Genomic DNA, 13124 nt, shown 5'->3' with positions numbered 1-13124 from the left:
CAGAGGGCGCCTCCCGTAACGCCTGGCTCACCAGACTCGTTACACCTTCAGAGACGCCCCTGGGCGCGCGCGATTAACAGCAATGGCTTACCGCTTTATCAATGGACGTCTTTCCAGTATTCACGCTTGAGCAAGTAAGCGAATACGAAGAAGAACGCCAGGTACAGCAACACATAGGTACCGATGCGCTGATGCTGCAGCTTCACCGGGTTGGCCGAGTAGGCCAGGAAGGTCACCAGATTCTTGACCTTCTCGTCGAACTGCCCTTCGTTCAGCGTGCCGGTTTTCGGCAATACAGTCAGTTGATCGCAGGCCTCATGCGTCAAAGCGGTGCCGGTCAACGGATCGTATTGCTTCTTGCCGTCATCGACGACTTGAACTTGTTTGCAGCCTACCACCTGACGACCCTGCAGGCCGACAAGAACGTTAGGCATGCCGACGTTCGGGAACACCTTGTTGTTCACGCCCCAAGGACGCGATGGATCTTCATAGAACGAACGCAGGTAACCGTAGAGCCAGTCTGTGCCACGAACGCGAGCCACCAGCGTCAGGTCGGGTGGCGCGGCACCGAACCAGGTTTTGGCGTCAGCCGGCTGCATACCGATGCTCATGTGATCGCCGATCTTGGCGCCGGTGAACACCAGCTTCTCGAGCATCAACTCGTGAGGAATGCCCAGGTCATCGGCGACACGCTCGTAGCGCTGGAACTTGGCACTGTGGCAGCCCATGCAATAGTTGGCGAACGTACGCGCGCCATCCTGCATGGCAGCCTTGTCGGAAACGTCGATGTCGACTTTTTCCAGCTCTGGGCCACCGTGTTCGGCCGCGAAGGACAGTACAGGCATCGCCGCAAGAATCAGTACAGCAAATAGCTTTTTCATCAGCCAGTCACCCTTTCCGGAACCGGTTTGGTCTTCTCGAGCCTGGTGTAGAACGGCATCAGAATGAAGTAGGCGAAGTACAGGAAGGTACATACCTGCGACAGCAACGTACGTTCCGGGGTAGGCGCCATGACACCCAGCCAGCCAAGAATCACGAAGGAGATGCAGAACACCCAGAGCCAGATCTTGCTCAGCCAGCCCTTGTAGCGCATGGACTTGACCGGGCTACGGTCAAGCCAGGGCAGGACGAACAGCAAGGCAATCGAAGCACCCATGGCAACAACACCCAGGAGCTTGTCCGGAACCGCCCGCAGAATCGCGTAGAACGGTGTGAAGTACCAGACCGGTGCGATGTGTTCAGGGGTCTTGAAGGCGTTCGCCACTTCAAAGTTCGGCTTCTCGAGGAAGTAGCCGCCCATTTCCGGGAAGAAGAACACGATCGAGCAGAAGATGAACAGGAACACCACCACGCCGACGATATCTTTCACGGTGTAGTACGGGTGGAAGGCAATGCCGTCCAGCGGTATGCCGTTTTCGTCTTTGTGCTTCTTGATGTCCACGCCATCGGGGTTGTTCGAACCGACTTCGTGCAGCGCTAGAATGTGCAGCACTACCAGGCCGAGGATTACGATCGGCAAGGCAACCACATGCAAGGCGAAGAAGCGGTTCAGGGTAATACCGGAAATCAGGTAGTCACCACGGATCCACTGGGTCAGGTCGTTACCGATGACCGGGATCGCACCGAACAGCGAGATGATCACCTGGGCGCCCCAGTAGGACATCTGACCCCACGGCAGCAGGTAGCCCATAAAGGCTTCAGCCATCAGCGCCAGGTAGATCAGCATGCCGAACACCCACACCAGCTCACGCGGCTTCTGGTATGAACCGTAGAGCAGACCACGGAACATGTGCAGATAAACCACGATGAAGAACGCCGAAGCGCCGGTGGAGTGCAACAGACGCAGGATCGAGCCGTACTCGACGTCGCGCATGATGTATTCGACGGAAGCAAATGCCTCTTCCGCCGACGGGGTGTAGCTCATGGTCAGCCAGACACCGGTAACGATCTGGTTGACCAGAACGAGCAGCGCCAGGGAGCCAAAGAAATAGAAGAAGTTGAAGTTCTTCGGGGCGTAGTACTTGCTGAGATGGTCTTCCCACATTTTGGTCGCGGGAAAGCGCGCATCCACCCAATCCATGAACTTGCTCATCACGCTTTCTCCGTATCGACGCCGATAACAATGAGGTTATCGGACTCATAGGAATGCGGGGGAACTGGCAGGTTCAAAGGCGCAGGTTGCGACTTGTAGACGCGACCAGCCAGATCGTAGTGGGAACCGTGGCAAGGGCAGAAATAACCACCTACCCAGTCCTTGCCCAGATCCGCAGGTGCCACTTCTGGACGGAAGGTCGGCGAGCAACCCAGGTGCGTGCAGATACCGATCAGCAGCAGGATCTCTGGCTTGATCGAACGCGTCTGCGGGTCGACATAGGTCGGTTGCGTCGAGTTCTTGGAGGCGGGGTCAGACAGCTGGCCCTCAATCTTTTTCAGATTCCCCAGGATTTCCTCGGTACGGCGGACGATGAACACCGGCTGACCGCGCCACTCAGCAATCATCTGCTGACCTGGCTCGATTTTGCTGACATTCACTTTCACCGGTGCACCTGCAGCTTTCGCCTTGGCACTGGGAAACCATGACCCCACGAACGGGACCGCAGCCCCCACCGCTCCTGCAGCACCCACCACGGATGTGGCTGCTACCAAGAAGCGACGCCGGCCTGCATTCACGCCGTCATTGCTCATTCAGTCCTCTCCCATCAGCTTTGTGGCCTGTTAAATCAGGCGTCTACTAAGTAAAAATCTGAACTTATAAAAATTTTGCCGAATGGTAATGAAAAGCCCCAATTCTGACAAGGTAATTACCGAGGGGCTCCACTGCCAAGCCTTGCAGTATAGGGCCTCTGCGGATGTGGCAAGTTGTCACAGCGTAATTCCCTGATAAATCTCGCCCATAAAAAAACGCCCAGCTTCGCGAGGAAACTGGGCGTTCTTTTTGAACGTGAAAGCGAATTAACGCTTCGAGTACTGCGGACGCTTACGCGCTTTACGCAGACCGACTTTCTTACGTTCAACTTCACGTGCATCGCGGGTTACGAAGCCAGCTTTACGCAGAGCGCTGCGCAGAGTTTCGTCGTAGTCCATCAGAGCGCGAGTGATACCGTGGCGGATTGCGCCAGCTTGACCACTTACACCACCGCCGATCACAGTGACGTAGATGTCGAACTTCTCGACAGTCTCAGTCAATTCCAGCGGCTGACGAACTACCATGCGGGCAGTTTCGCGACCGAAGAAATTATCCAGCGAACGGTTGTTGATGGAGATGTTACCAGTACCCGGACGCAGGAAAACGCGTGCGGTTGCGGTCTTGCGACGGCCAGTGCCGTAATTTTGAGTCGCCGACATAATGAACTATTCCGTTAAAACTTCAGTTCTTGGGGCTGCTGAGCAGTATGAGGGTGTACAGCGCCCGCATAGACTTTCAGCTTACGATACATGTCGCGACCCAGCGGGTTCTTAGGCAGCATGCCTTTGACCGCGGTCTCGATCACGCGCTCAGGGGCTTTAGCGATCAGCTTTTCGAAGTTGATCGACTTGATGCCGCCCGGGAAACCGGAGTGGGAGTAGTAGATTTTGTCGGTGGTTTTAGCACCGGTTACACGAATCTGCTCGGCATTGATAACGACGATGTAGTCGCCGGTGTCAACGTGAGGAGTGTACTCAGCTTTATGCTTGCCACGCAGACGGCTCGCGATTTCGGTGGCCAGACGACCCAGGGTCTGACCTGCAGCGTCGACGACAAACCAGTCGCGCTGTACTGTTTCCGGTTTAGCAGTAAAAGTTTTCATTCTTTATAGCCTCAGGGGCCGCCCTGTAAATTAGACGGCGGATCTTACTGAATAGTGCGTACTTTGACAAGTCAAAGGCAGCCGGATACAGACGCTTTCGGGGGCTCGGGTCGGCGCGTCCGTTCAACGGCAAGATTCTTCGGCGGCGGCGCATCACTTCCACTGCAGAAAGAGGTGCGCAATTATGCAGATTGCGAAAAATATTTCAACCTGCTTTTATGATTGTTTTGCCCAAGGAGCACCCGATGGATTATCGCCAGCTAGGCCGTACCGATCTGAACGTGAGTGCAATCTGCCTCGGCACCATGACCTGGGGCGAGCAAAACAGCGAGGCTGAAGCCTTCGCCCAGATCGAACGCGCAAAGGGTGCCGGGATCAATTTCATCGACACCGCCGAAATGTACCCGGTGCCGCCCAAGGCTGAAACCTACGCCACCACCGAGCGCTACATCGGCAATTACTTCAAAAGTCGCGGCGATCGCGCCGACTGGATCCTGGCGAGCAAGATCGCCGGCCCCGGCAACACCATCGACTACATCCGCGACAAAAACCTCAAGCACAATCGCGAACACATCGTCCAGGCCGTGGATGCGAGCCTCAAACGCCTGCAAACCGATTACATCGACCTCTATCAGCTGCACTGGCCGGAACGCAGTACCAATTTCTTCGGACAACTGGGCTACAAGCACAAGAGCGAAGTCAACCTCACGCCGCTGGAGGACACCCTCGAAGCGCTGGACGAGCAGGTCAAGGCCGGCAAGATCCGCCACATCGGCCTGTCCAACGAAACCCCGTGGGGCACCATGCGTTTCCTCGCCCTCGCCGAAGCCCGTGGCTGGCCGCGCGCGGTGTCGATCCAGAACCCTTACAACCTGCTCAACCGCAGCTTCGAAGTGGGCCTGGCGGAAATTGCCATCCGCGAACAATGCGGCTTGCTCGCCTATTCGCCGCTGGCGTTCGGTTTCCTGTCGGGCAAGTACGAAGGTGGAGCGCGTCCGCCCAAAGGTCGCCTGAGCCTCTACAGCCGCTTCAGCCGCTATTTCAATCCGCAGTCGGAAGCAGCCTGCAGCCGTTACGTAGCCCTGGCGCGGGAACACGGCCTGGACCCGGCGCAGATGGCGCTGGCGTTCGTCACGCAACAGCCGTTCGTGACCAGCAACATCATCGGCGCCACCACGCTTGAGCAACTGGACAGCAACATTGCCAGCTTCGAGTTGAAACTTTCCGATGAAGTGTTGGCGGGGATCGAGGCGATTCACCAGGATCAGCCGAATCCGGCTCCTTGATTGATTCGTAAGCCCAATCGCGGGCAAGCCACGCTCCCACAGGAAATCACCTGATTCTGTGGGAGCGTGGCTTGCCCGCGATGGCGTCCGACCAGTCACCGTGACATTTACAGCGACCGCGCAATAATCTCCTTCATGATCTCATTGGTCCCGGCATAGATCCGCTGCACCCGCGCATCCGCCCACGCCCGGGCGATCGGGTATTCCCACATGAACCCGTAACCGCCGTGCAACTGCACGCATTCATCGAGTACCTTGCATTGCAGGTCGGTGCCCCAGTATTTGGCCATCGCCGCGGTCGGCACGTCGAGCTTGCCTTGCAGATGCAACTCCAGACAGCGATCGACGAAGACTCGACCGATCTGGATCTCGGTCGCCATTTCAGCGAGTTTGAAGCGCGTGTTCTGGAAGTCGGCGATGGCCTTGCCGAAAGCCTTGCGCTCGCGGGTGTAATCCAGGGTCCATTGCAACGCCGCCTCGGCTGACGCCAAGCCGCCCACAGCGACCGTCAGACGCTCCTGTGGCAATTCCTGCATCAGGTACGCGAAGCCCATGCCGGCCTGCCCCAGCAGGTTTTCCTTCGGCACCCGCACATCCTGGAAGAACAGTTCCGAGGTGTCCTGAGCCTTCATGCCGACCTTTTCCAGGCGCTTGCCTTTGGCGAAGCCCGGTGTGTTGGCCTCCACCAGAAACAGACTGGTGCCCTTCGCCCCTGCCTTCGGATCGGTCTTGGCCACGACGATCACCAGATCCGCCAGATAGCCGTTGGTGATGAAGGTCTTCGAACCGTTGATCACGTATTCGTCACCCTCCAGCACGGCGGTGGTTTTCACCCCTTGCAGGTCCGAGCCGGCACCCGGCTCGGTCATGGCAATCGCGGTGACCATCTCGCCAGACACCAGTTTGGGCAGGTATTTGTGTTTCAACGCCTCGCTGCCGTAATGCAGGATGTAAGGCGCAACAATGTCCGAATGAAGAGAAAAACCGATGCCGGTCAAACCCAGACGACCGACCTCTTCGATCACCACCGCGCTGTAGAGAAAGTCTGCCCCCAGCCCGCCGTATTCTTCCGGCAGATGCGAACAGAGCATCCCAGCCTCCCCCGCCTTGTTCCAGAGATTGCGGTCGATATAGCCTTGTTTTTCCCATTGCCCATGGAACGGCACGGCCTCTTTTTCGAGGAACGTTCGCACGCTGTCGCGAAAAAGTTCGTGCTCGGGGCTGAACAAGGTTCTGGGGATCATGCGGCACCTGTCGTTATTGTCAGACGGAATTGATCTTCAGAGACTAAGCCTCGCATCCGATACAGGACACTGGACACATCCGACAAAAAATAAGACGATCCAGCCGTCTGGTGACCACTTTCCCCTATAAGAATAAAGTTGAATTATGTCTAACCAAGTCTCCACGCCCTTGCGGCGCGTCAGCATCCTGGCTATCGACCGGGTTTTCGCTTCCACCCTCATGCAGGCCAAGGATTTCTTCCATCTGGCCAGCCTGCGCTATGGCAAACAACTGGGCCACGGCCTGACACCGGCGTTCGAAACCCGGCTGGTCAGCCCCGACGGCAAACCGGTGAACAGCTTCAGCGACGTGATCATGCCGGTGGACGGCGGCCTGGAAAATACCGATGTCATCATCCTCCCCGCCTTCTGGGACGATTTCGACACGCTCTGCAAACGTTATCCACAGATCCTGCCGTGGCTGCGCGAGCAACACGCCCGTGGCGCCGTACTCTGCGGCGAGGCCACGGGAGTGTTCTGGCTCGCCGAAGCCGGGCTGCTCAATGGCAAGGAAGCGACCACGTACTGGCGTTTCTTCAACGCCTTCGCCGAACGCTTTCCACAGGTCCAGCTCAATCAGGACAAACACCTGACTGACGCCGACAACCTGTATTGCGCTGGCGGCACAACCTCGGCCTGTGACCTTTACATCTACCTGATCGAGCGCTTTTGCGGGGCTAACGTGGCCCAGGCCGTGGCCCGCGACATTCTCTACGAAGTGCAGCGCAGCTATGCGCCGGGGCGAATCGGTTTCGGCGGGCAGAAATTGCACCAGGACGTGATCATCCTGCAGATCCAGCATTGGCTCGAAGACCACTTCGCCGACAAATTCCGTTTCGAAGACGTGGCCCGCGAACACGGCATGAGCATCCGCAACTTCATGCGCCGCTTCCAGACTGCCACCGGCGACAAGCCGTTGCATTACCTGCAACGCCTGCGCATCGAGACGGCCAAGGGCTTGTTGTCCGCCAGTCGCAAGAGCATCAAGACCATCAGCTATGAAGTCGGTTACGACGATGCGAGTTTCTTCGCCCGGCTGTTCCGCCAGCACACGGAGTTGTCGCCGAATCAATATCGGCAGCAGTTTCAGCAAGCTGCGTAATCCCGGACTCAACTCAATCAAGTGTGGGAGCGAGCCTGCTCGCTCCCATTGGGATCTTGGTGAGCCAGATAGTTTCTACAGCGCACAAAAAAGGGCCTGCGAATGCAGGCCCTTTTTATTTTCCGAAATATCCTACGGCTTATGCGCCCGGGACAGGAACTCATGCGACTGCATTTCCAGCAGGCGGCTAAGCGTGCGCTGGAACTCGAAGTTCAGGCGACCGCCGGTATACAAGTCTTTGAGTTCGACTTCAGCAGAAATGATCAGCTTTACGTTGCGATCGTAGAACTCGTCGACCATGTTGATAAAGCGTCGGGCAATGTCGTCGGTGGTGACGCTCATCTGCTCGACACTGCTGAGCAGCACGGCGTGGAAAATCTTGCCCAATTCGATGTAGTCGTTCTGACTACGCGGCCCGTCGCACAGTTCCCGGAAGTCAAACCAAGCAACGTCTTCACAGGTGCGCAGTGCACGGATTTCGCGGTTTTCGATCATCAGCACGTCGTTTTCTACGGCCAGCGTGCAGTCCGGTGTCAGGGCGCGGAAACTCTGGCGCAGGCTTTCGTGTGACGCCTCGTCCAGCGGGAAGTGGAACAGCTCCGCTTGCTCAAGGTGACGCAGACGGTAATCGACGCCGCTGTCGACGTTGACGATCTCGGTGTTCTGTTTGATCAGCGCAATGGCCGGCAGGAAGCGCGCACGTTGCAGGCCGTCCTTGTACAGACCATCCGGCACAATGTTCGAGGTTGCGACCAGGGTCACGCCGTTCTTGAACAGCTCTTCCATCAGCGTGCCAAGGATCATGGCATCGGTGATGTCGGAGACGAAAAACTCATCGAAACAGATCACCCGGGACTCATCGGAGAAGCGCTTGGCGATGATGGTCAGCGGGTTTTTTTCGCCGCCGAGGGTCTTCATCTCTTCGTGCACGCGCTTCATGAAGCGGTGGAAGTGAGTGCGGGTCTTTTCCTTGAACGGCAGGGCTTCGAAGAAGGTGTCGACCAAATAGGTCTTGCCACGGCCAACACCGCCCCAGAAATACAGGCCCTTGACCGGTGCCTGGTCTTTCTTGCCAAACAGTTTGCCGAGCAGACCCGGTTTATTTTGCGAGGCCGCGACCAGATCGTCGTACAGGCGCTGCAAATGACGCACCGCCGTTTCCTGGGCTGCATCATGGAAAAATTCCGGGCGTTTCAGATCAGCTTGATATCGTTCTAGGGGCGTCATAATTCGTTAGCAAGGCAACAAAAACGGGCCGTTACTGTAGCGACGGCCCGTGGGAATGGCAATCGGCCCTTGTTCGGACCGAGCCGTTGCTTATTCTTGAACCGGCGTCAGCGCAACCCGCAACGCCTCGATGGCAGCATTGCGAGCAGTGCTGTCAGCGAAGGCCGGGCTGTCGGCAACGCACTCGCCTTCCAGCCAGACACTGAAGCTCAGGTCTTCGCTACGCACGTCCAGCGGCTGGCCGGATTGCAGCTGTTTGGTCACTTGCCCGGCGGTTTTACCGTCGGCGAAGTTGCGCGACAGCAGCAGTTGTTCGCCATCGGCCGCCAACAGACGAAAGCGGAAACTGCCATCGTCTTCACGGAAGCTGACAAAACGCGCGGCTTTTGCGGCTTTCTTCTTGGTGGTGGCAGCGACTTGGGTCTGGGCGACGAAAGAACGCAGGCCGACTGCTTCGCGCAGTTCGTGGAGGAAAGGTGTCGCCACCGAACGGGCCTTTTTGGCACCGATTTGCAGGATATCTTCCAGGTCTGCCGGACGTTCGATCAGCTGATGATAACGCTCGCGAGACTCGCCCAATTCATTGTCCAGCAACTGGAACAGACGATTCTTCGCCTCACCCCAACCCAGGCCCTGGAGCAATTCGCTGCGGAACTCGTCGGATTGTGCCGGCGTGGCGAAGGCCTGGAACAAGGTGAACAGGTGCGAGTTGTCCGGATCCTTGGCTTCGCCTGGTGCACGGGAGTCGGTGACGATCCGCGAAATCGCGTCCTTCATTTCCTTGGCGCTGCTGAACAACGGAATGGTGTTGTCGTAGCTCTTCGACATCTTGCGACCATCGAGGCCTGGCAAGGTGGCGACGCTCTCTTCGATCAGCGCTTCGGGCATGGTGAAGAACTCTTTGCCCTGGCCAAACAAGTGGTTGAAACGCTGGCCGATGTCCCGGGCCATTTCCACGTGCTGGATCTGGTCACGGCCGACTGGCACCTTGTGGGCGTTGAACATCAGGATGTCCGCAGCCATCAGCACCGGGTAGCTATACAGGCCCATGGTGATGCCCGCATCCGGGTCCTCACCGGTTTCGACGTTCTTGTCCACCGACGCCTTGTAGGCGTGTGCGCGGTTGAGCAGGCCCTTGGCGGCGACGCAGGTCAGCAGCCAGGTCAGCTCGGGGATTTCCGGGATGTCGGACTGGCGATAGAACGTCACGCGATCCACATCCAGGCCGCCGGCCAGCCAGGTCGCGGCGATTTCCAGACGCGAGCGCTGGATGCGCAGCGGGTCATCGCATTTGATCAGGGCATGGTAGTCGGCCAGAAAGTAGAACGAATCGGCATTGCTGTCACGGCTGGCGACAATCGCCGGGCGGATGGCGCCGGCGTAGTTGCCCAGGTGCGGCGTGCCGGTAGTGGTGATGCCGGTGAGGATACGGGTACGAGTCGTCATGGGTAATCGCTTGTCAGACTGCAATCAATTCGAAAGACGCGGCAGGATCAGATCCTTGAGATCGGTCAGCTTGCCATGAAAAAAGTGTCCGCATTCTGCCACTTTCAGCAGCTCATGGGGGCGATCGAGTGCGTCGGACCAGTCGTAAACAAGCTGCGGATCGATGACTTCGTCGGTTTCCGGCTGGATCAGGGTCAATGTACCTTGCTGAGGCAACTGATCCTGACTACCCAGACGCATGACGGCAGGCGCGACCATGAACAGATGCTTGAGCTGCTCGCCCTTGGCTTCCAGACGCCCGCCGAGACTTGCTGCAACAAAACCGCCGAAGGAAAAACCGAACAGGGTCAAAGCTATTTCAGGATGCTTGGCCCGCAGCCACTCGGCTGCCGCCTGGGCGTCATCGACTTCACCGGTACCCATATCGTGCGAGCCTTCACTGGCGCCGACGCCACGGTAGTTGAAACGCAAGGTAATAAAACCGGCATCGCGCGCGGTGCGTTGCAAGGTCGAGACGACCTTGTTGAGCATGGTGCCACCTTGCACCGGGTTCGGGTGGCAGATCAGCGCCAGGCCACGGGGTTGCTCGTTGTTACCCAAATACAGGGCTTCCAGTTGGCCGACCGGGCCATCAATCACTACAGGGGTTTCGCGCATAAGCAAGGAAGGAACTCCGTGACCTCGAATCGGGTCGACTCGTCTAGCCAATTGTCTGTGCCAATTCTATTGCGAGTGAATCGCGGTATACAGCGCAGGTTCGAGCCGTTAACGTAAAGCAAAGCCGTTTATAGAGGAAGGACTCGTGGAACACTCGCTCTTAGTTTGGTTGTTGCCGACTCTTGCCCTGGTTGTGGGTGTCGCCATTGGATTCCTGATCGCTCGCCTGGCGCCAAATGCCGCGCCTAGCAGCACGCAACGTCAGCTGGATGACATTCAGGAACGTTTTGACAGTTATCAGAACGAAGTGGTCACCCACTTCAACAGCACTGCAAACCTGGTCAAGAAACTGACTCAGAGCTATCAGGAAGTGCAGGATCACCTCGCCGAGGGCGCCAACCGCCTGGCCCTGGACGAGCAGACTCGCCAACGCTTGCTGGCCGCCCTGCACGCCGACGCGGTGCAGTCTCCACGGGAACGCCTGACGCCACCGCGCGACCAGGAACCGCCTCGCGACTACGCTCCAAAAGCCCCGAACGCGCCGGGCATGCTCGATGAGCATTACGGCCTGAAGAAGTAATCAGGTTTCGCGCGACATGAAAAAGCCCTCGAACGAGTGATTGTTCGAGGGCTTTTTTGTTTCTGATTTGATGGGGCAGCCAACAAAAAGCCCGCCCGATCTGCTGAGGATCGGGCGGGCTTTTTACGCCTGGGGTTCAATCAGACGCGTTACGGATACTGCTGAACCTGGCCCTGCTGCTGATAGTCCTGACCCGGAATCGGCTTCAGGTTGACCTCGACGCGGCGGTTCTGTGCCCGGCCATTGGTATCACCATTGCTGGCAATCGGGTTATCCGGCCCGGCACCACGTGCCGACAGGTTGGCGCCGCTGACACCCTGGGAAGTCAGGTAGGTCGCCACGCTCTGGGCGCGACGCTGGGACAGGTCCATGTTGTGCTGGCGGCTGCCGGTGCTGTCGGTGTAGCCGACGATCTCGATCTGGTTCTGGTTGAACTCCTTGAGCGAGCCCGCCAGATTGTTCAGCGGCTGATAGAAGCTCGAGGCGATATTCGCCGAATCGGTGGCGAACGTGATGTTGCCCGGCATGATCAGCTTGATCTGATCGCCCTGGCGCTGCACTTCAACTCCGGTGTTGGCCATGCTGGCCCGCAGTTTTTTCTCCTGCTGATCGGCGTAGTAACCGTAACCGGCAGCGGAAGCACCCACCACGGCAGCGCCGATCAGCGCGCCCTTGCCACGGTTATCGTGGCTGATAGCAGCACCGGCCAGCGCACCGGCCAAGGCACCAAGGCCACCGTATTTGGCGGTTTTGCTCATGCCCGTGGAGCTGCTGCCATCAGCCTGACCCTGGTTGTCATAAGGGTTCGGCGATGCGCAACCGGACAACAGAGCCACAGCAGTAGCGACAATAATCAAACGACGCGAGGTGAACATGGAGAGCTCCTACTTTTTTTGCATTCTGTGGTGCAACGGACTTAAGCAATCAACCTTTGCGGGCGTTGGATCACTGGCAACGACAAAAATTCCGTCAGAGTCCTTCAAGCTCGCACAAAGGGGTTACCGCGCATTTCATCGCCCAGACAAGTGTCCGGACCATGCCCGGCCACTACGGTTGCCTCTTCATCAAGGGTATACAACCGCTGCTTGATCGATCGCACGAGCGTCGCCTGATCGCCGCCCCACAAATCCGTGCGCCCTACCCCGCGGCGAAACAACGTGTCACCGGCAATCAGCAGCTTAGCCTCTGAAAACCAAAAGCTCATGGAACCCGGTGTATGACCCGGCGTGTGCAACGCCACGCCACACCCGCAAGCCAGTTCTTCATCATCGGCCAACCAGCGATCCGGCGAGGGCACCGGGGTGTAGGGCACGCCAAACATGCTGCACTGCATCTCCAGGTTGTCCCAGAGGAACTGATCTTCTTTATGCAGATGCAAAGTCGCGCCGGTTTTCTCTTTCAACTGACCGGAGGCCAGGAAGTGATCGAGGTGCGCGTGGGTATGGATAATGCTGACTACCTTCAGGCCCAGGGCGTCGAGGCGAGCGAGGATCAATTCGTGATTGCCGCCCGGGTCGACGACGATGGCTTTTTTGGTGATGGGGTCGCCGATGATGGTGCAGTTGCACTGGAGGGGGCCGACGGGGAAGGTTTCGCGGATGAGCACTGGGTTCGGAGCGTTCATGGGAGGCCCTGATAAGTCAATTTCGAACAGGATACCAGCGCGCATTCCTCAAGACTCACTGGCGCACGCCGATACAGATTTGCCACGCCAGTTTTATGACGCCATCAACCTAAAAAATGATGGCTACGTGA

General features: G+C 57.8%; 14 protein-coding genes. 3 read left to right on the top strand and 11 right to left on the bottom strand.

The genetic code is table 11. From position 1 onward, the window contains the following. Positions 1–98: 98 nt before the first annotated feature. From ACZ9BB_RS00465 to rplM, 5 genes are all read right to left on the bottom strand, one after another. On the bottom strand, positions 99–881 hold the full coding sequence (locus ACZ9BB_RS00465; protein WP_476212077.1) for a cytochrome c1: 783 nt from the start codon (positions 879–881) through the stop codon (positions 99–101). Continuing rightward, positions 881–2092: a cytochrome b gene (locus ACZ9BB_RS00460; protein WP_476212076.1), complete on the bottom strand. Its 1212-nt coding sequence runs from the start codon at positions 2090–2092 to the stop codon at positions 881–883. Before ACZ9BB_RS00460 ends, ACZ9BB_RS00465 begins: the two co-directional genes overlap by 1 nt. After that, the gene (gene petA / locus ACZ9BB_RS00455) at positions 2092–2685 is read right to left on the bottom strand and encodes a ubiquinol-cytochrome c reductase iron-sulfur subunit (protein ID WP_476212075.1); all 594 of its coding nucleotides are present in this window, start codon (positions 2683–2685) and stop codon (positions 2092–2094) included. Before petA ends, ACZ9BB_RS00460 begins: the two co-directional genes overlap by 1 nt. Before the next feature lie 267 nt (positions 2686–2952). Further along, entirely contained in the window at positions 2953–3345 is a 393-nt protein-coding gene (rpsI, locus tag ACZ9BB_RS00450; protein WP_003228056.1) for a 30S ribosomal protein S9, read from the bottom strand. 14 nt (positions 3346–3359) lie between these two features. Next, the gene (gene rplM / locus ACZ9BB_RS00445) at positions 3360–3788 is read right to left on the bottom strand and encodes a 50S ribosomal protein L13 (protein ID WP_007905295.1); all 429 of its coding nucleotides are present in this window, start codon (positions 3786–3788) and stop codon (positions 3360–3362) included. Positions 3789–4033: 245 nt separating this feature from the next. Between rplM and ACZ9BB_RS00440 the strand changes: the two genes are divergently transcribed. Continuing rightward, the gene (locus ACZ9BB_RS00440; RefSeq protein WP_476212074.1) at positions 4034–5074 is read left to right on the top strand and encodes an NADP(H)-dependent aldo-keto reductase; all 1041 of its coding nucleotides are present in this window, start codon (positions 4034–4036) and stop codon (positions 5072–5074) included. Between the two features lie 107 nt (positions 5075–5181). Here ACZ9BB_RS00440 and ACZ9BB_RS00435 read toward each other — a convergent pair whose 3' ends face one another. After that, positions 5182–6318 carry an acyl-CoA dehydrogenase family protein gene (locus ACZ9BB_RS00435; protein ID WP_476212073.1) on the bottom strand — a complete coding sequence of 379 codons (1137 nt, stop codon included), beginning with the start codon at positions 6316–6318 and terminating at the stop codon, positions 5182–5184. A gap of 244 nt (positions 6319–6562) precedes the next feature. Between ACZ9BB_RS00435 and ACZ9BB_RS00430 the strand changes: the two genes are divergently transcribed. Next, positions 6563–7459 (top strand): GlxA family transcriptional regulator, encoded by an 897-nt coding sequence (locus ACZ9BB_RS00430; RefSeq protein WP_476218160.1) that lies wholly within the window; start codon positions 6563–6565, stop codon positions 7457–7459. Between the two features lie 132 nt (positions 7460–7591). On the opposite strand, the gene zapE is transcribed toward ACZ9BB_RS00430, so the two are convergent. From zapE to ACZ9BB_RS00415, 3 genes are all read right to left on the bottom strand, one after another. Next, positions 7592–8686 (bottom strand): cell division protein ZapE, encoded by a 1095-nt coding sequence (zapE, locus tag ACZ9BB_RS00425; RefSeq protein WP_476212072.1) that lies wholly within the window; start codon positions 8684–8686, stop codon positions 7592–7594. Between the two features lie 90 nt (positions 8687–8776). Then, positions 8777–10132 (bottom strand): tryptophan--tRNA ligase, encoded by a 1356-nt coding sequence (locus ACZ9BB_RS00420; protein WP_476212071.1) that lies wholly within the window; start codon positions 10130–10132, stop codon positions 8777–8779. A gap of 24 nt (positions 10133–10156) precedes the next feature. Then, positions 10157–10789 carry an alpha/beta hydrolase gene (locus ACZ9BB_RS00415; RefSeq protein WP_476212070.1) on the bottom strand — a complete coding sequence of 211 codons (633 nt, stop codon included), beginning with the start codon at positions 10787–10789 and terminating at the stop codon, positions 10157–10159. A 145-nt stretch (positions 10790–10934) separates the two neighbouring features. On the opposite strand from ACZ9BB_RS00415, the gene ACZ9BB_RS00410 reads away from it, so the two are divergent. After that, on the top strand, positions 10935–11369 hold the full coding sequence (locus ACZ9BB_RS00410) for a Z-ring associated ZapG family protein (RefSeq protein WP_476212069.1): 435 nt from the start codon (positions 10935–10937) through the stop codon (positions 11367–11369). A 149-nt stretch (positions 11370–11518) separates the two neighbouring features. Here the strand turns inward: ACZ9BB_RS00410 and ACZ9BB_RS00405 are convergent, their stop codons facing one another. Continuing rightward, a complete protein-coding gene (locus ACZ9BB_RS00405) occupies positions 11519–12244 on the bottom strand; it encodes a YiaD family glycine zipper/OmpA-like lipoprotein (protein WP_476212068.1) in 726 nt (241 codons plus the stop codon). 104 nt (positions 12245–12348) lie between these two features. Further along, the gene (locus ACZ9BB_RS00400; protein ID WP_476212067.1) at positions 12349–12993 is read right to left on the bottom strand and encodes an MBL fold metallo-hydrolase; all 645 of its coding nucleotides are present in this window, start codon (positions 12991–12993) and stop codon (positions 12349–12351) included. Positions 12994–13124: the final 131 nt, after the last annotated feature.

It is taken from the genome of Pseudomonas sp. TE3552, assembly GCF_056278945.1.
The sequence above is the reverse complement of the archived record's forward strand: the minus strand, read 5'-3'. Positions and strand labels throughout refer to the sequence as shown.

Coding starts and splice junctions, on each gene's coding strand:
- ACZ9BB_RS00400 (WP_476212067.1), bottom strand. CDS start 12,993: ATGAACGCTCCGAACCCAGTGCTCATCCGCGAAACCTTCCCCGTCGGC.
- rplM (WP_007905295.1), bottom strand. CDS start 3,788: ATGAAAACTTTTACTGCTAAACCGGAAACAGTACAGCGCGACTGGTTT.
- petA (WP_476212075.1), bottom strand. CDS start 2,685: ATGAGCAATGACGGCGTGAATGCAGGCCGGCGTCGCTTCTTGGTAGCA.
- zapE (WP_476212072.1), bottom strand. CDS start 8,686: ATGACGCCCCTAGAACGATATCAAGCTGATCTGAAACGCCCGGAATTT.
- ACZ9BB_RS00465 (WP_476212077.1), bottom strand. CDS start 881: ATGAAAAAGCTATTTGCTGTACTGATTCTTGCGGCGATGCCTGTACTG.
- ACZ9BB_RS00415 (WP_476212070.1), bottom strand. CDS start 10,789: ATGCGCGAAACCCCTGTAGTGATTGATGGCCCGGTCGGCCAACTGGAA.
- ACZ9BB_RS00435 (WP_476212073.1), bottom strand. CDS start 6,318: ATGATCCCCAGAACCTTGTTCAGCCCCGAGCACGAACTTTTTCGCGAC.
- ACZ9BB_RS00420 (WP_476212071.1), bottom strand. CDS start 10,132: ATGACGACTCGTACCCGTATCCTCACCGGCATCACCACTACCGGCACG.
- rpsI (WP_003228056.1), bottom strand. CDS start 3,345: ATGTCGGCGACTCAAAATTACGGCACTGGCCGTCGCAAGACCGCAACC.
- ACZ9BB_RS00405 (WP_476212068.1), bottom strand. CDS start 12,244: ATGTTCACCTCGCGTCGTTTGATTATTGTCGCTACTGCTGTGGCTCTG.
- ACZ9BB_RS00460 (WP_476212076.1), bottom strand. CDS start 2,092: ATGAGCAAGTTCATGGATTGGGTGGATGCGCGCTTTCCCGCGACCAAA.
- ACZ9BB_RS00440 (WP_476212074.1), top strand. CDS start 4,034: ATGGATTATCGCCAGCTAGGCCGTACCGATCTGAACGTGAGTGCAATC.